This window comes from Rhodococcus sovatensis (assembly GCF_037327425.1).
In the GTDB taxonomy this organism is placed as follows: domain Bacteria; phylum Actinomycetota; class Actinomycetes; order Mycobacteriales; family Mycobacteriaceae; genus Rhodococcoides; species Rhodococcoides sovatense.
Map to the genome: position 1 here is coordinate 4441831 of NZ_CP147846.1, position 15736 is coordinate 4457566.

General features: G+C 62.5%; 14 protein-coding genes and 1 pseudogene. 7 read left to right on the forward strand and 8 right to left on the reverse strand.

The window, feature by feature from the left end:
- Positions 1 to 18: 18 nt before the first annotated feature.
- Both WDS16_RS20745 and WDS16_RS20750 read left to right on the forward strand, forming a co-directional pair.
- The gene (locus WDS16_RS20745; protein ID WP_338887322.1) at positions 19 to 1302 is read left to right on the forward strand and encodes a GGDEF domain-containing protein; all 1284 of its coding nucleotides are present in this window, start codon (positions 19 to 21) and stop codon (positions 1300 to 1302) included.
- 200 nt (positions 1303 to 1502) lie between these two features.
- Entirely contained in the window at positions 1503 to 2153 is a 651-nt protein-coding gene (locus WDS16_RS20750) for a response regulator transcription factor (protein ID WP_338887324.1), read from the forward strand.
- Here the strand turns inward: WDS16_RS20750 and WDS16_RS20755 are convergent, their stop codons facing one another.
- Positions 2154 to 2405 (reverse strand): hypothetical protein, encoded by a 252-nt coding sequence (locus WDS16_RS20755; RefSeq protein ID WP_338887326.1) that lies wholly within the window; start codon positions 2403 to 2405, stop codon positions 2154 to 2156. It abuts the gene before it with no gap.
- A gap of 782 nt (positions 2406 to 3187) precedes the next feature.
- Between WDS16_RS20755 and WDS16_RS20760 the strand changes: the two genes are divergently transcribed.
- The 4 genes from WDS16_RS20760 to arr all read left to right on the forward strand — a co-directional run bounded on the left by WDS16_RS20760 (position 3188) and on the right by arr (position 6861).
- On the forward strand, positions 3188 to 4669 hold the full coding sequence (locus WDS16_RS20760; protein WP_338887327.1) for a serine hydrolase domain-containing protein: 1482 nt from the start codon (positions 3188 to 3190) through the stop codon (positions 4667 to 4669).
- Positions 4666 to 5646: a sensor histidine kinase gene (locus WDS16_RS20765; protein WP_338887328.1), complete on the forward strand. Its 981-nt coding sequence runs from the start codon at positions 4666 to 4668 to the stop codon at positions 5644 to 5646. The genes WDS16_RS20760 and WDS16_RS20765 overlap by 4 nt, the downstream gene beginning before the upstream one ends.
- A complete protein-coding gene (locus WDS16_RS20770; protein WP_338887330.1) occupies positions 5643 to 6287 on the forward strand; it encodes a response regulator transcription factor in 645 nt (214 codons plus the stop codon). Before WDS16_RS20765 ends, WDS16_RS20770 begins: the two co-directional genes overlap by 4 nt.
- 136 nt (positions 6288 to 6423) lie before the next feature.
- On the forward strand, positions 6424 to 6861 hold the full coding sequence (gene arr, locus WDS16_RS20775) for an NAD(+)--rifampin ADP-ribosyltransferase (RefSeq protein WP_338887332.1): 438 nt from the start codon (positions 6424 to 6426) through the stop codon (positions 6859 to 6861).
- A gap of 68 nt (positions 6862 to 6929) precedes the next feature.
- Here the strand turns inward: arr and WDS16_RS20780 are convergent, their stop codons facing one another.
- The 5 genes from WDS16_RS20780 to WDS16_RS20800 all read right to left on the reverse strand — a co-directional run bounded on the left by WDS16_RS20780 (position 6930) and on the right by WDS16_RS20800 (position 11518).
- A complete protein-coding gene (locus tag WDS16_RS20780; RefSeq protein WP_338893556.1) occupies positions 6930 to 7217 on the reverse strand; it encodes a DUF3263 domain-containing protein in 288 nt (95 codons plus the stop codon).
- 214 nt (positions 7218 to 7431) lie between these two features.
- Positions 7432 to 7878, reverse strand: a complete 447-nt coding sequence (locus WDS16_RS20785; RefSeq protein WP_338887334.1) for an Hsp20/alpha crystallin family protein — start codon at positions 7876 to 7878, stop codon at positions 7432 to 7434.
- A 214-nt stretch (positions 7879 to 8092) separates the two neighbouring features.
- The gene (locus tag WDS16_RS20790) at positions 8093 to 8884 is read right to left on the reverse strand and encodes a GAF and ANTAR domain-containing protein (protein ID WP_338887336.1); all 792 of its coding nucleotides are present in this window, start codon (positions 8882 to 8884) and stop codon (positions 8093 to 8095) included.
- Between the two features lie 706 nt (positions 8885 to 9590).
- Entirely contained in the window at positions 9591 to 10244 is a 654-nt protein-coding gene (locus WDS16_RS20795) for a response regulator transcription factor (protein WP_338887338.1), read from the reverse strand.
- A complete protein-coding gene (locus WDS16_RS20800) occupies positions 10241 to 11518 on the reverse strand; it encodes a sensor histidine kinase (RefSeq protein WP_338887339.1) in 1278 nt (425 codons plus the stop codon). The genes WDS16_RS20795 and WDS16_RS20800 overlap by 4 nt, the downstream gene beginning before the upstream one ends.
- A 223-nt stretch (positions 11519 to 11741) precedes the next feature.
- Between WDS16_RS20800 and WDS16_RS20805 the strand changes: the two genes are divergently transcribed.
- The gene (locus WDS16_RS20805; protein ID WP_338887342.1) at positions 11742 to 12662 is read left to right on the forward strand and encodes an alpha/beta hydrolase; all 921 of its coding nucleotides are present in this window, start codon (positions 11742 to 11744) and stop codon (positions 12660 to 12662) included.
- A 454-nt stretch (positions 12663 to 13116) separates the two neighbouring features.
- Here the strand turns inward: WDS16_RS20805 and WDS16_RS20810 are convergent.
- Both WDS16_RS20810 and WDS16_RS20815 read right to left on the reverse strand, forming a co-directional pair.
- A pseudogene (locus tag WDS16_RS20810) lies at positions 13117 to 14461 on the reverse strand (MFS transporter).
- Between the two features lie 266 nt (positions 14462 to 14727).
- The gene (locus tag WDS16_RS20815; protein WP_338887343.1) at positions 14728 to 15699 is read right to left on the reverse strand and encodes a hypothetical protein; all 972 of its coding nucleotides are present in this window, start codon (positions 15697 to 15699) and stop codon (positions 14728 to 14730) included.
- Positions 15700 to 15736 lie beyond the last annotated feature (37 nt).

Below are 15736 nucleotides of genomic sequence, written 5' to 3' on the forward strand. Positions count from 1 at the left end.
GGGCGGCGAGGTGGAGCCGTGTCACCCACCAGCTCGACGGCACGCGCACGAGCCAACCCCGCCACGTTCCTGGGCGTCCGGACCAGAAGGCTGATCGCGGCCTCTACCGCGAACGCATCGGTCATCGGCGCCGTGGCCTTGACCGACAGCCAGATCTTCATCAACGGCAGCGCCTGGGTTGTCGCAACGATCCTCGTGCTGAACTCGGCGATGGCTGTGGCCTGGATGACCGTCGAGGTGCGCCGATGCTCACTTGCTGCGCTGCTCTTCGGTATTTGGGCCGAAGCGGCAATCGTAGCGATTCTGCTGCTCCTGGCATCGCCGTCGGAGGCGCTCGTCGCTGCTCCTCTACTGATGGCGCCAGGCTTGTACTTGCTGCTCGCGCTCGGCCAAAAAAGCCTGGCGGTGCACAGTGGGGTGGTTCTCGCTACTGTCGTAGTACTCACCCTTGCAGCGCTGAAAGACGGCAGCGAATCCGTCGCGACCATCGTCGTTCGTGCACAAATTGTGGTGACTGTTGCGCTGGGCGGACCAGCAACTCTGCAGGCGCTATGGTCGCGAATGATTCGACAATCCCAACTGGCCCGCCGGGACGCACTCACCGGCCTGTACAACCGGCGCGGGCTCTCTGACGGACTCGACGAACTCGCCAGCGGACTGGTCCCCCTCGGCGGTGCAGCCCCGACCGTTGCAGCAGTGGTGGTCGATATCGACTCCTTCAAATCGGTGAACGACAACTACGGCCATGCCGTCGGAGACACGGTACTTACCGATGTGGCGCACCAACTGACTCGCTATGTAGGACCGGACGCCATCGTGGCGCGCACCGGTGGCGAAGAATTCACCGCCATCGTCACCGGGCCGCGCACTGCCGTCGACCAGATCGTGACTTCGTTTCCGACCAGCGTGTCACCGCGAGCAGACGCACCACCGGTCACTCTCAGTGTCGGTGCGACGATTGTGCCAGCATGTGGTGCGCCCCCGAGCACCGAACAGTTGCTCGACGCGATCCGCGAGGCGGACGTCGCCATGTACGAGGCGAAACGCAACGGCGGAGGCACCGTCGCCCGCGCTTCGCACGAGGACGCTGAACGGCAGCCGAGGACACAGGGCATACGGCACATTTTTCCGGAAGGGTCGAGTTCACTCCTCGACCAGCAGGCCGATCCTGAGGAGACGAAAACAGTGCTAGTCCGGGGCACCGACCGCCCTGACAGCACTTTCACGCAGTACGGAACGCGTGGAGATGGCCGCGGTGGCCGCAGTAAGTGTCATCGCCAGCACCGCGATCCCTCCCAATAGTGTCCAGGGAATTGCAACCACAGGCGTGCCGTAGACGCGGAACGTTGCTATCCAAAGCCCGACCAGCGCAGTTGTTGCGACGAGCGCACCGAGCAGTAGTCCAATGAGCATCGCAATCGATATCTCCGCAAGCACAGCGCCGCCACTCGAGCCGATGTCGTGTTGCACCGTCCCGCAGCGAATTTGATCCCGCAACAAAGTTGCGTGTCGTACTCGCCGAAGACAACGCTCTACTGCGTGAGGGTCTACAGATGTTGTTGGAGCGCAACGGATTCATGACTGTTGAGGCCGTCGGATCAGCGCAGGAACTGCTGGCAGCCTGCCGACGACATGATCCTGACCTTGTCATCACAGATGTACGGATGCCACCGGATTTCGGCTCCGAAGGTCTTGCGGCAGCCTCACAGCTTCGACAGGAAAAGCCGAATCTGCCAATTGTCGTCCTCAGTCAGTACATCGAGCAGAGCTATGTCGCCGAGTTGCTCGACGGGACAGGCGGGACCGGGATCGGCTACCTCCTGAAGGACCGTGTCAGCGATGTCCGAGACTTCGCAGATACGCTTCGCCGAGTACAGTCCGGTGCCACCGTGATCGATCCCGCTGTCATCAGCCAGATGATCAGCCGACGTCACGACCCGTTGCAGCGCCTCACAGCACGGGAACGCGACGTACTCGTAGTCGCGGAAGGTCACTCCAACGCTGCCATCGCGCGAGCGCTGTTCATCAGCGAGGCCGCCGTCGTCAAACACATCGGAAACATCATGATGAAGCTTGACATTCCGCCGAACGGCGACCAGAACCGCAGAGTTACTGCAGTTCTGGCCTACCTACGCGCGCAGGAACAAGGCTGACTAACGTGTTTTCGCGGGTGCACCATTGACGTGAACCTCGGTCCCCGCCGGTACAACGATCGAATAGCTGCCCTCGCAGTACCCGACAATGCCCTCGCCACAGGGCGTCCCCAGGTTCAGCCTGGTGCCATCGAGTGACCACGCTGGAGTGTTCGCACTCTTGACCATCGACTCGGTCTGCACCGTGACGACGACCTGCTCACTGCCTGCTTGCTCCGCGATGGTGACCGGCATGTTTGCATTCGAATTCACAACGTCCAAACGTGACCCGCTGAACTCGAACGACACAGCTCGATGCTCCGAATCGACCGAACACCCTGCCAATAGGAATGTAGCTGCCAGCAATGTTCCTGCCGCACTTGCTCGGAAGTGGTTTTTCATAGTTCTATTCGACCCCGAGCACGATGACAAAGGCATAGGCCAGAACCTTGTACTCGGAGTAGAGCCAGCCCCACCGTCCGGCTACAGCTGGAATCGCGTACTCAATAGGGCAGCCCGGCGCTGGGTTTCATCAAGCAGCAATCGTCAGCCTCGAATGATGTCATTGCCATCTTCACACGAGGTGCCGGAACAGGCTGCGCCGGCGTGCATCCGGCGCAGCCTTCCTACTTCAGGCCCCGAGAACGGTACTGGCGGCAGTGGTTCCACTCTCGGCGCTGCCCGAGGTGATCAGCTGAAAGATGACGTCAGCAATGATCGATGCGATGAAGCCCATAGTTTGTCTCCCTGATGTGAAGTACCCCCCGACCGGATACCGATGGACATTCCAATGTCGAACCAATTGTGCTCGGTCACAACGACAGGAACGTACCACCGTAAAATGTCCGATGGGCACCAACGACCGATTGAACGGGCGCCCCACCAGGCCCTTTTCGCCTCCAAATGATCTGTCTCACATTGAACGGGCCGTGCATCGGTGCGGACACCGAAGTGGTGAAGTCTCGTCCAACATGGAACGACCCCCGACGAAGGTCGGGGGTACCAACCGACTTTCGGGTCGGGTGCGGGCTCTACCGAATTCGTAGCGTAAAAAGATGCGACTTCGACTCATCCAAGCCATACTCGGAACGACGCTAGTGGTGTCCTTGGTCCTGCTACCGACGCAATCGGCGCGGGCAGCGCCCGTCGCGTTCAGTCCGTCCGAGATCGAGAAATACGTAACCGACTACATCGACCGGTCCGGGTACCCCGGGGTCTCGATTGCGATCACCCAGGGTGAAGAAGTTCTCCTGGCTGCGGGCTACGGGCACGACTCCACCGGTGCGGACATGACGGCGGACACCCCGATGCCGGTGGCGTCGGTGAGCAAGTCCTTCACAGCGCTCGCCGTCATGCAGCTCGTCGAGTCTGGGAACATGGCGCTGGACGAACCGGTGCAGTCGTACCTGCCCGATTTCGAGGTCGACGATCCCGGCAGCTCGAAGATCACCGTCCGCGAGCTGCTGAACCAGACCTCGGGTATCAGCGACGAGACCTTGCGCGAGAAGAGCTTGCCGCAACCGGACAGTCTCGAGGCTGCGGAGCAGCGGGCCCGCGACGCGACCCTGGCGGAGGCGCCTGGGACCCGTCGCCACTACACGAACACGAACTATCACCTGGCCGCTCGTCTGGTCGAGGTGGTGAGCCAGCAACCGTTCACCGACTACCTCCGCAAAAAGGTGCTCGATCCGCTTGCCATGAACGACAGCACCTCCATCGACACGACGCCCGATGACCTGCCAGAAGGGGTGAGAGAGGGGCACACCTATCTGTACGGTATTTCCGTCGCTGCGACCGAGGCCGAGAGGTTCGTCAGTGGCTCCGACGGCGTGATCACGACCGCTGACGACATGGCGAAGTGGCTGATAATGCAGAACAACGAGGGGATAGCCACCGATGGCGAACGTCTCGCGACGCCGGAGAGCATCGACCTCATGCGCTCGACGCCGAACGATCAACCGTACGGCCTCGGTTGGGATCGGGACCAGAAGGGCAGATGGGGCCACAGCGGCGTCTGGTTCACGTATACGGCGTACCAGATGCTGCTGCCATCGGGGCACGGCATCGCGATCATGAGCAACAGTGGCCTGGGCCTGGGCAACGAGAGTCCGTACCTCCTGGCCGACGGGATCGCCACGATCCTCGAAGGCAAGGAGCCGCAACAGATTGCCGCGACGCGTCTCTACATCGACCTGGCACTGGCCGCCCTGACACTGATCAGCATCGGAATTGGGGCGTACACGGTAAGACGTGCCGGGACGTGGGCTGCTGGGGCCGCCCGTCGCCCGTGGTGGATGACCGCGCTTCGACTCGCCGCGTGGTTCGTACCGCTGCTACTGCTGATTGCGCTGCCCCGGCTACTGGGATCGTGGATCGGTGGGGGCCGCGACCTCACCCACGAACAGCTGCTCTTGTACTCGCCGGCCCTGATGATCTGGTTTGGGGCCGCGACCACGATCGGCGTAGTCGTGGTGGCGGTGAGGCTCCGCTCTCTTCAGGTGATCGGCCGTTTTCGGGGCTTAGTATCGTCGCCATGAGCGGGCATGACAGTCAGCCGACGCGGGTGCTCGCGGCCGGGGTCTACCCACAGGTGTGGCTAGTGGCAAGCGTGATGCTGAGTCTTGGCGCTGGGCAGAGCATGAAAGGTGTGGTCCCGCCATGGACCGTCGCGCTGTGCGTCGTTGCCGCGGCGGTCGCCGGCGTCGCTGGCCGACGGGCCAGGGACGTCGGCGGGGCGGCGGCAATCCTCGGAGCGGGGGCCGTCAGCGGAATCGCGCTCAGCGCTGTCACCGGGTCGTCCTGGAGCGTGGCCCTTCTCGTCATCGGCCTGGCTTGCGGCGCCCCTTGGCTCGGCGGTCGGTACCTGCACCAGCAGGACGAGCTGGCCGATGAGGCGGCTCAGCGAGCTCGCCTGCAGGAACGCAGTCGTATCGCGCAGGACATGCACGACTCGCTGGGTCACGAGCTCAACCTGCTCGCCTTACGCGCCGGTGCGATGGAGATGGACACCACCCTGACGACGACGCATCAAGCTGCGGCTTCGGCGCTTCGGGCTGGCGCCTCGTCGGCGATCACTCAGCTCGCCGCGGTCATCGGAATGCTGCGCGGCGATGGTCCGGTGGCGTGGGGACCTAGTAGCCCCGACATCGCCGACTTGATCCGGCGAGCGGCTGAAGCCGGCATGGACGTAACCCTCGAGCGCAACGGTCCGGAAGATACCGCTCTCCCTGTGGCCCGCTGCATCCACCGCGTGGTCCAGGAAGGCATCACCAACGCCGCACGCCACGCCCCCGGATCCGCCGTCACCGTGACGATCGATAGAAGCGCCGAGGAAACTCAGGTGACGGTCACCAACACTCCACCCGACACCACGCTCCGTCGCAGTCCCGGCTCACGGACAGGATTCGTGGCGCTGCAAGAACGACTGCGGGCGTGCGGTGGGACGTTGTCCGCCGGGCCTCACCACGGAGGGTTTCGACTCATAGCGCGCGTCCCCTGCGGAGACGCAGGATGATCCGCGTCCTGCTAGCGGACGACGAGCCGATGATTCTGGCGGGCGTGCGTGCTGTTCTCTCGACTGATCCCGACGTAAAGGTTGTGGCACAGGCTCGGGACGGTCGAGAGGCCATTGTCTTGGCTCAGGCCCATCAACCGAACGTAGCCCTACTCGACATCCGCATGCCGGCTCTCGACGGAATCTCCGCTGCCGCAGAGATCGGGCGAACCGTCCCACACACGGCAGCCTGCATCCTCACCACGTTCGGCGAGAACCAATACGTCGCGCGGGCGATCGGCGAAGGGATCCAAGGGTTCATGCTGAAGTCAGGCGACCCACGTGAGCTACTAGCCGGGGTGCACGCACTGGCGGCGGGTGGTGCCTACCTCTCCCCGGCCATCGCCCAGTGGGTTATCGGCCAGGTGCGTGACGACCTGGCAGGCCTCGAGCAGATCGAGTCGAGAATCGAGCGACTGACGAGCCGCGAGCGAGACGTCCTGTCGCTGCTAGGGGAAGGCCTGTCCAATGGTCAGATCGCGCGGCGGCTGCACCTGGTGGAGGGCACCGTCAAAGCTCATGTCAGCGCGATCCTGGTCAAGCTCCACGCAGACAATCGTGTCCAGGCGGCGATCGCCGCCCACCGGGCGGGTCTGATCTGACGGCGCGGGGTGGGCGGCGCGCACCACGCGCTGTGCTTCTATCCCTCTTCACTGTAACTGCGGGATGGGGGCTTGCGGCAAGACCCCCTACGGCGTGCACAATCGCCCGGCACATCACCACACGAAGGGGCTATCGATGGCAGACACAGCGGACACACCCCCACAGTTCCAGGTACACGAATCAGGTGCCTATTTCCACGGCACCAAAGCCGACCTGGGGGTCGGGGACTTCCTCACCCCGGGGTATCGATCCAACTACCGTTCCGAGCTCATCTCGAACAACGTCTACATGACGAAAGTATTGGACAACGCGGTTCTCGCAGCAGAGATGGCGACCGGTCCGGGCGGTCCCCGTGTGTACATCGTCGAACCGGATGGCGACGTCGAAGACGACCCGAACGTCACCGACAAGAAGTTCCCCGGCAACCCCACTCAGTCCTTCCGGAGCCCGAACCCGGTGAAAATAGTCGGAGAGATGCTCGACTGGGTTGGACACTCCCCCGAATACCTCCACCAGTTCCGAGCTGGCCTGGAAGAACTGAGGCGAACGGGAGCCGACGTCATCTACGACTAGACACAGCAAGCCGCAGCAGCGAGACCGGGCGGGGCGACAGACGTGTTCCGACTATGCGAATCAGCCCGTCAAACCCAGATACGGCGTCGCGCAATCGCTTTGATGCGTGTCACCATGACCGGGCTGAGTCCGAGGTGACCGAACACACTGCCGGGCTCGCGGTCGAGGATTTCGATGACGGCGCGGTGGAACTCGCGCGCCGCGATGCCGAAACGGGTTTCGATGTCCTCTTCCGGTCCGCCGCCGTGGTTCACCCACCGAAGCGCATAGTCGATCATTGTGTGATCACGCTCGCAGTAGACGGGATCAGTGTTGCTGCCTTTATCCTGCCCGAGTCCGGGACGTTCTGCCACCATCGTCACTTTTCGTCACTCTTTCATCGATGTACTTGGGTTCATCGAGGCACTGGGGGCGGCGGAGGGGACGTCGTCACCTGCCACCGCCCACCTGACCCGGCAGGCGCCTACTGTCCTGCCGGGGCGGCTGGACGCCGTCGTCATCGCCCGACCTTTCGTCGCCGGTGCCGTTTTCGAAGAAACATCGACGAATCAGCCGGGGCTGGCTGACAGGTCAGGTCTGCTGCGTCTCGATCGACCGCTGACCGCCGCTATCGCCTGCACTGATCTCGACCCTGCGGGGTTTCGCGCGTTCGGCGAGTGGAATGGTCACCGACAGGACACCGTTGTCGTAGGACGCGGCGATGCGTTCGGTGTCTACACCGTCCCCGAGGGCGATCTGGCGGCGATACGTTCCGGCGAACCGTTCGGATGAGATCCACTGCACCCCATCGGTATCAGGTGCAGTGCGGTGGGCGGTGAGAGTGAGAGTACTGCGGTCGACGTCGACGTCGATCGAACCCGGGTCGACACCGGGAAGGTCGGCACTGAGCACGTAGTGATCGTCGAGTTTGTACAGGTCCATCGGCATGAACCGAGGTGCACGATCGGAACCGCTCGAGGTACCCAGCATCGCCGACGTAATCGAATCGAGGTCTCGGAACGGGTCGAAGCGAAGCACAGCAACCACCTCCTGAACTCCCAGATGCACCCGCCCCTGTGGCGGGCTGCTCTTCACTGTGCAAAACAGAAGTTAGCACTCCCAGGCCGAGAGTGCCAAGATGGTTGTACAACTTTTTTTCGAGAAATTCTCGTGGCGGGCATCGTTCCACGGGACGGTCAATGTTGCTGCGCGAGCACCACATCGGGCAGCGCGCCATCCCGCCTTCGAGGGCTCACTGTCCCGACCCGGGCACATGTGTCGACGCTGGTCTCTGGCGTGCGCTCGGATCGACGACAGTCGGTGACGTGTGTTTCGGCCGCCACGATGGGATGTCGCCGGTCGTGACGGTCTCCGCGGCGATCTCGCGCAATTTGCGGTTGGTGTGCGAGGACGCAACCACCAGCATGTCGAACGCTGCGTCTTCGGCAATTGCGTAGCGCGACATGAGAATGCCGGTTGCGATACCGATCTCGCGGTTCGACACCACTGCTTGGGCCAGCTGGTTGCTGCGGTCCTCCGCCCGGGCCGCCTTGAGCGCGACCGCCGCATGATCGGCGTAGATCGCACAATTGTCGAGTACGTCCGGGGTGAAGAACCGCGGCCGGTGGGAGTAGAAGCTCATCACCCCGAGCTCGACGCCGACCAACGCGAGATAGAAGCTGGCGGTCGAACGGATCGGGGTATCTACAGTAATCAGACGCCGATACTCATCCCACCGCGGATCATGCTCGACATCGTTGTTGACGGTCGTTGCTTTCGAGCTCAGCGTGGCCTTGGTCGATGATTGACCGGTACGATCCGCGATGCGTGCAGCCGCGGACAGAACGGCGTAATCGGATCCGGCGACGATCTTCACGGTCCCGTCGCTGCGCAAAGTGGTCACAGCGGCTCCGGAACAGGAGATCGTCTTTACCGCCAGGTCGACTATGCGCTGGGCCGTCGGAGCAGATCCAGTTTCCTGCGCCAGCTCCCACGCCAACGACGCGAAGCGTTGCCCAGTGTGATGCGAGTGGGAAGTGTTCACAGCTGTTGCCTCTCACAACGAAGATTCCAGAACATAGTGGTGTCCATTTTGTCAGGTGCAGAGCAGCATCGGCACCGAAGGTACGGATCCCGTAGCACCGGGGTCCCATGACAGTGCACTCCGATACTCCCGGTGCCGATCATCGAGACTCGAGCCCGCACCCGATCGTCACCCGTCGACATGGCCTCCGCAGCTGTGCGCTGCTGAGGTTTGAAGAAGACATCTCGGATTGGCTTCTGACTGATGATGTAGCGGCCGAAAATTGCTGCGCTTCTGGCCGATCGGGGTATCACTGCACAAGGTTGCTCGACGACGAGATTCTCGATCTTCGAAGAAGCGGTCTTCGGGCCCGCTGCCAGCGCGCCCCTTCTACGTCGACTGGTGTCCGCCTCCCCCGAAAGCCTGGCGTTCATCCGGACCGAGCGGTACGACCTGTCGGCCGAGGACCACTACACACGATCACGCAACACGTCACGTTCCGAAGCGGACAAGCAGAAAGGGGACTCCTCTAGTCTGCGCACGCGGTGGCGAGGAAGTTCAATCTACGATCGGAGCAGCTCGGGCGCACCGCTGGTAGGGCTCACACGACGCCCGACGTGGACTGTGCCTCCGATGGGCGCAGGAAGTTGGTTCGCTTGGCGAGCCACGCGTCGTGGATACTGGAACATTACTCCGTCGCAGCTCATTTACTTTGCGAGTCACTCGATCACGTGGACAAATATCGAAGGACTGCCAGAACTCGTCGATGACCCGTGGGTGATGTCTCGAGGCCGAGCTTGTTGAACACAGTGGTGATGTGCTTCTCGACCGTGCTGTTGGAGAGGAACAACGCGGTAGCGATCGCTCCGTTGGAACGCCCTTCTGCCATCAGCCGCAGTACGTCCCTCTCGCGGAATGAAAGCTGTGCGAGGTCCGAATCGGTGGTGCGTGGGGTATTGACCAGAGCGGCAGCAACTTCGGGATCCAAGACGACGTTGCCTGCGGCGATCTGCTGAAGAGCGTCGATAAATCCTCCGACGTCGGCAACTCGGTCTTTCAACAGGTACCCCACGCCGCTCGTTGCTACCTCCAGAAGGGTTCGCGCCCAATGGACTTCGGCGTATTGCGAGAAAAGAAGAACGCCCACATCCGGCCTGAGCGCCTTGATGCTCACTGCGGCCCGCACGCCCTCGTCCGTGTGTGTGGGGGGCATGCGAATGTCCATGACCACGACGTCGAAGGCGTGTGCCCCGCCGCGATCTGTGGCTGCAATTGCGTCATCACCGGTTCCGGCGGTGGCGACGTCGTGACCTCTCCCCGTCAGGAGTGCTGCGAGCCCTTCGCGGAGAATCGTGTTGTCGTCGACAACGAGTATTTTCATCGACCGCTTGTTTCCGGGATGGTGAACCGTGCGGTCGTCGGACCGCCTGAGGGGCTGTCGATCGTGAAATGCCCATTCACTGCGCGCACTCGCTCACGTACACCCGCGAGACCGGTCCCTCTCCCCGCAGCAGGATCGTCGACGCGGGCGCCTCCCTGCCCATCGTCGTTTACTTCCGCCACGAGTCCGTCCGGTCCGCGACTTATGTCGACGGACGCTGATCTCGCGTTGGAGTGTTTCTGGACATTCGTAAGTAGTTCGAGCACAGCGAAGTACGCGATACTCTCCACGATCGGCGAAGGCCGTGTGGGCACGTCGACGTGCAGTCGGACAGGAAGTCCGGCCCTCCCCACGGCTGATTGCAGAGCAGCCTCGAGGCCGCTGCCGAGGACCGGCGGGTGGATGCCTCGAACCAGTGCTCTGAGTTCGGCCAGCGTCTCGGTCGTGACTTCAACCGCCGAGGCCAGTTGCGACTCGATAATCGCGGGGTCGGCCCCGGAACGAACCCGGTCCAGCGCATCACCGAGAATCATCGCAAGATTGACCACACGAGCCTGGGTGCCGTCATGGAGGTCTCGCTCGATGCTTCGCAGTACTGTGTGTGCGCCCTCCAAGGTCGCGTCTCTCGATGCTGCAAGTTCCGCGAGCCTAAGTTCACTCGGGGTCGGGCCGAGGAGTGCGTCGATGACGAATGACTGCACCCGGGCCAGGCCATGATTGACGACGGGCCACACCAAGACCAAGAGCAGTGCCCCGACGACGAACAATGTCGGACCTGCGGAGTTCGACGTGAACGCTATACCGTCGAAGCCAATGAAATTCGATCGCCATAGCGGGAACGTGAACGCAGCGAGGGCGATCGCGAGCAACATGCTGCTGACAAGAAACGTTGTTCCGGTCAACGCGAATCCGACGCCCGAGTAGGCGAATGCGCGCCACGACGCCGGATCACGAAATACAGACATGGCCGAACGGACCTCGGTCTGCGGCGGTGTTGCTACCGGGCGCCCAAGGTACTGTGCGCTCAGAGCCCGGGTCGGTGCCGCGACCCACCCGATGCTGGCGAACAATGCCGCCGCGCCGGGCAGACCCACGCCGGAGGCAGCGAATAGCACTCCGATCGTGGTTGCGACAAGAAGCCAAGCGAACCCCGCAACAGCGACCGGGAAATGGAGTGCGTGAAAGGCCAGTTCCCGCCACGTCGAACTCCGCAGGATGCCTCGGTCTACGAGGCGGTGCGCGCGCAGTTTCGCAACAGCTGAGTCATCGTGCATCCGACACTGCCGAACACTGATCGATGTCGCGGGTCATGAACTCAGACTAAGTCAGCGACCCACAGCCGATACGAACCCGGGCAGACCCGGTCGGCCGGCGGCAAGAAGTGGGGCTAACCCGGGACAGTTAGGGGGTTAGCCCCGTGTTTACGAGACAACGTTCGCGGTGTGCTTGAACCATCGCGCAGCAGCGTGACACCTTTCGAGAAATGGGCTGATTCTTTTGCTTCGCAGATACACCTCCTTCGTCCCGCACCCCACTACCGCCATCGCCGCTCTCGTGGTCGTGCTCGGGGTGGCCGGCTGCAGTTCCGCCACCGAGGCCCAGTCCGATGCGCCTCCGCCCACTACCAGCGCGGCATCCTCCACAACCCCGCAAGCGTTGGGCCGGCTGGAGATCGTGCGACGCGACGGCCACGATCTCGCTTTCTATCTCACGCCCGGCGCCGGGGGAACCATCGTGCTCGACGCCGGTGGGGGAAACGACGCCACTTACTGGAACGGTATCGTCCCTGACCTTGCTGCCGCGACGGGCGCGGCCATCGTCACGTACGACCGAACCGGGGCCGGACAGAGCGACGACGTACAGGGGGCATTCGACCCGTCCGCAGCCGGCGAGGATCTGGCTGCCGGCCTCGAAAGCCTCGATCTCCCCGACGGCCCCATCGTCTTGGCCGGACACTCGATTGCAGGGGAAGTCGCGCACGCCCTCGTGAACACTCACCCAGACATCGTCGACGGCGCAGTCCTGATCGACGCCAATCTCCCGCCGTTTTTCACACCGGACCAGATAGCACGCCTCGTTGCAGCCAACGAGGAAGAGGTCGCCGAAATCAAATCCGCTCCGTCGACGCGGCGGTCACGACAATTTCTGGCCGCCGCGGAGAACTGGGGACCGGTACACACCGCCTTCCACGCCATGACCTGGCCACAGGACATCCCTGTTTCGGTGATCGTTTCCGAGGAGACACCGATGCCAGCAGAGTCGGCGGATGCACGCAACTGGACCGCCGCCGCTGCGCTCTTCGTCGGCCAGGCACCCAACCGGCACCTCGTTACTGCAGTGGGCAGCTCCCATGACGTCCCCCTGGACGACCCCGCACTCGTCAAGACGCAAATCACGGGCATGTTCGACGCACTATGACTGTCGGAAAAACACAGATGCCCCGGCAATGCGACGTCGATGTATTTGTGTCCTGGCAGCGTGCTCGGCGCACCTCATCAGCAACGTACAAGTCGACGTGGACGACGGGACCATTTTCTACAGATGCGTATACCAGCGCACACTTCTCAATTGCGCCGGTACGCCGGCACTGTCTGGTATCGGTTGCTACGCAAATTGGTTCACCCGACTCGATGGCTCCGTCAGCTGGCAAGAACACCACGTCACCGACCGCCAGCACGAAGATCGCCGTAAGTTGTCTCGTCGCGGTGAGGAGAGTAAGCGGGTCGAACGCGGCTATTGACAGCAACTATTCACCTAGGTGCGACGAACCGACCCGAACGGTTCTCCCCCACGCGGAGGTCGAACAGTCGGGTAGTGAACAACGGCTCGGGAAGTGTGAGAAACACCTTCCCGAGCCGCTGGTCCGAAAACGTCAGGCCAGGCTCACTTCTCTGGTCTCGACCAGAGCCTTGGTGCATCCGAGGCTTAGAACCGACAAGAGAGCGAGCATGACGCCGACTGCGACGCTTCCATACTGCGCGGTCAACGGCGCCGCGAGCAGCGGCGGAAATCGCGCCACCGAGAACGCCGGCGAGGTTGTAGCCCAACCCGGCTCCGGTGTAACGGAAGCGTGTCTCGAACAGCTCCGGCAGCAGGGCACCTGTTGGGCCGTAGGCGATCCCGAAGATTCCCAGAGTGATGCACATCGACACGACGTAGACAACTTCGTTGCCGGTATCGAGCAAAGGAAACAGAGCCAGTGCCCACGGAACAGCAATTGCGCAGGAGGTCATAATGACTCGCCGTCGACCGACCCGGTCGGAGTACGTCGCGGAAATGCCTATCGCAATTCCGAACACGACTGCGGCGATGATGCCCGTCCACAGGACGAACGGCCGGTCGAACCCGAGTGTCTTGGTGCCGTAGCTGGTCAGGTAGGCAGTGCCCATGTAAAACAGGGAGAACAGCGATGCCAGTGCACCTGCGGCGAGGAGGATTTCCTTCTTCTGGACCTTCCAGGCTTCGAAGATGGGGAGCCTGGCAGGCGCAGCGGACCGGTTCTCGACCTCTTTGTTGGCACGGAAGATCGGCGTCTCTTCGATCGCCAACCGCATGTACAGGCCGATGAGAACGAGAACCGCACTGAACAGGAACGGAATTCGCCAGCCGAAGTCGAGGAACACCTCGTTGGTATCGCCAAAGACCGCTCCGGTCACGAGGAACGTCGCGCTTGAAAGAATGAACGCGGCCGACGGTCCCAGCTGCGGGAACATTCCGTAGAAACCTCGCTTCTTCGCGGGCGCGTACTCCGCCGTCAGCAGGGTCGCTCCGGCCCACTCTCCTCCGACTGCGAAGCCTTGCCCGAACCGCAACAGCACCAGGATGATTGGGGCGGCAACACCAATAGTCTCCGCACCCGGAAGCAGGCCGATGGCGAACGTCGAGATACCCATCAGCAGCAGCGTTGAGATCAGCGTCTTCTTACGCCCAATTCGATCACCGAAGTGACCGAACAGCACCGCGCCCGCGGGACGGGCGATGAAGGCGACGGCGAATGTGGCGAAGGAGGCGACGGTTCCCGCAGTCGCTCCCAGGGCGGGGAAGAAGACCGTCGGGAACACCAGTGCTGCGGCAGTTCCGTAGATGAAGAAATCGTAGAACTCGATCGTCGTGCCGATTCCACTCGCGATCGCTACTTTGCGAACGCTGGTGCCGGGTGCCACAGAAGGCGCCGAAGCCGTACGACCTACCGCGTCGTGGGGTGAAGTTGAAGTCATGGGTTCTCCATTTGGATTGATGCCGACACATGTGATGTGGGACAAATCCAGACGCTATGTGATCGGCGTCATAGTTCGTTACCCCCGGAAGAGGGGGTCGAAGACTCTCGGACACGACACATCACCTTTGCTAGGCGAACTAGTTGAGTCGAATCACGCGAGGCTGAAGGCACTGCGGCGCGAAACTGTGCTGAGCCGGCGTTTCAGTTGAGACGCTGCGGAAAATGCAATCTACTGCGGCAACATCTGAGCCAAGTGCCCCTCCGTCAGCATGGTGGCTGCGGCGCCGAAGGTCGAGGAACACGCGAGTCCGAATCTCCCTCGGTAGGAGGGTCTGGATCGGACCGATGCCAGCCAGCCACATGGCCGAGCGGACCGCCGTGTGCGCAGTGTGCGACGGTGCGCTCCTGCGGTGCGACGATATCGAGCCGCCGCTGTTCGGCTGCGCCCATCAGCGCGACACTCACGCCAACCCCGGCCAGGAGAACTGTGGCCGCGATCCACACTGACGCGTAGCGGGGAAAGCGCGGCCTCGGACGCCGCGCCCCAGCCACCCCAGCATGCGTCGAGGCAGCGAAAGCAGCGCTCCGGTTCGCGGATCCGTAAACTGCCGCGCCCACGGCACGGTGCTGATCGACTCGTTCGTCGAGGGTGATGAGCTCGACGGACAGGCCCCGCGCGACTTCGTTGATCGCAGCTTCCGCGTGCCGAGTCGGATTCGAAGCGACGATGCACTCGATGTTGTCGATGTCCTCGTCGTGTAGTCGTTCGAATGCTGCGCGAATGTCGTCGACCATTGTTCCGGTGTTCACCACTCGTGCTGTTGCCAGAACAATCGAGACCGACGAGTCCATCAGGTACACGACCTGGCCGGTGTTCTCGGTTACCGCGACCACGTACAGGCATCTCCTCGAGATGGCCTTGACGCCAAGTAGATACGAGTTCAAGGCTCTTGCAATGTCAACAGAGACGACGTTCATCGGTTCGACACTTGGCGTGGACGGGGCCAGTTCGGCATCACGCGCATGTAGGCCGACGAGTCCGATCGACTCACTGCGCAGGCCTGCCCGCTCGGCGCGAACGCGCAGCCTTGCCGCGAGCTCACCGATGTCGTTGACTGCATTCGCTGATCGAGGATGCGTCGCGCTGTCGATGATGCCGGTTGCCACCAGGTCCGCGTCGATCAACACCCCGAGAACCTCGTTATCGGAAATCGACATTCCAATGCTTGCTTTCATGTACCGCTCTCCACCTTCCGTCCACACGAAGCCAACC

What these genes read in the sequence shown, in the direction of transcription:
- WDS16_RS20760 (WP_338887327.1), top strand. Translation starts at nt 3,188, where the DNA reads ATGCGACTTCGACTCATCCAAGCCATACTCGGAACGACGCTAGTGGTG.
- WDS16_RS20765 (WP_338887328.1), top strand. Translation starts at nt 4,666, where the DNA reads ATGAGCGGGCATGACAGTCAGCCGACGCGGGTGCTCGCGGCCGGGGTC.
- WDS16_RS20770 (WP_338887330.1), top strand. Translation starts at nt 5,643, where the DNA reads ATGATCCGCGTCCTGCTAGCGGACGACGAGCCGATGATTCTGGCGGGC.
- arr (WP_338887332.1), top strand. Translation starts at nt 6,424, where the DNA reads ATGGCAGACACAGCGGACACACCCCCACAGTTCCAGGTACACGAATCA.
- WDS16_RS20780 (WP_338893556.1), bottom strand. Translation starts at nt 7,217, where the DNA reads ATGGTGGCAGAACGTCCCGGACTCGGGCAGGATAAAGGCAGCAACACT.
- WDS16_RS20795 (WP_338887338.1), bottom strand. Translation starts at nt 10,244, where the DNA reads ATGAAAATACTCGTTGTCGACGACAACACGATTCTCCGCGAAGGGCTC.
- WDS16_RS20800 (WP_338887339.1), bottom strand. Translation starts at nt 11,518, where the DNA reads ATGCACGATGACTCAGCTGTTGCGAAACTGCGCGCGCACCGCCTCGTA.
- WDS16_RS20815 (WP_338887343.1), bottom strand. Translation starts at nt 15,699, where the DNA reads ATGAAAGCAAGCATTGGAATGTCGATTTCCGATAACGAGGTTCTCGGG.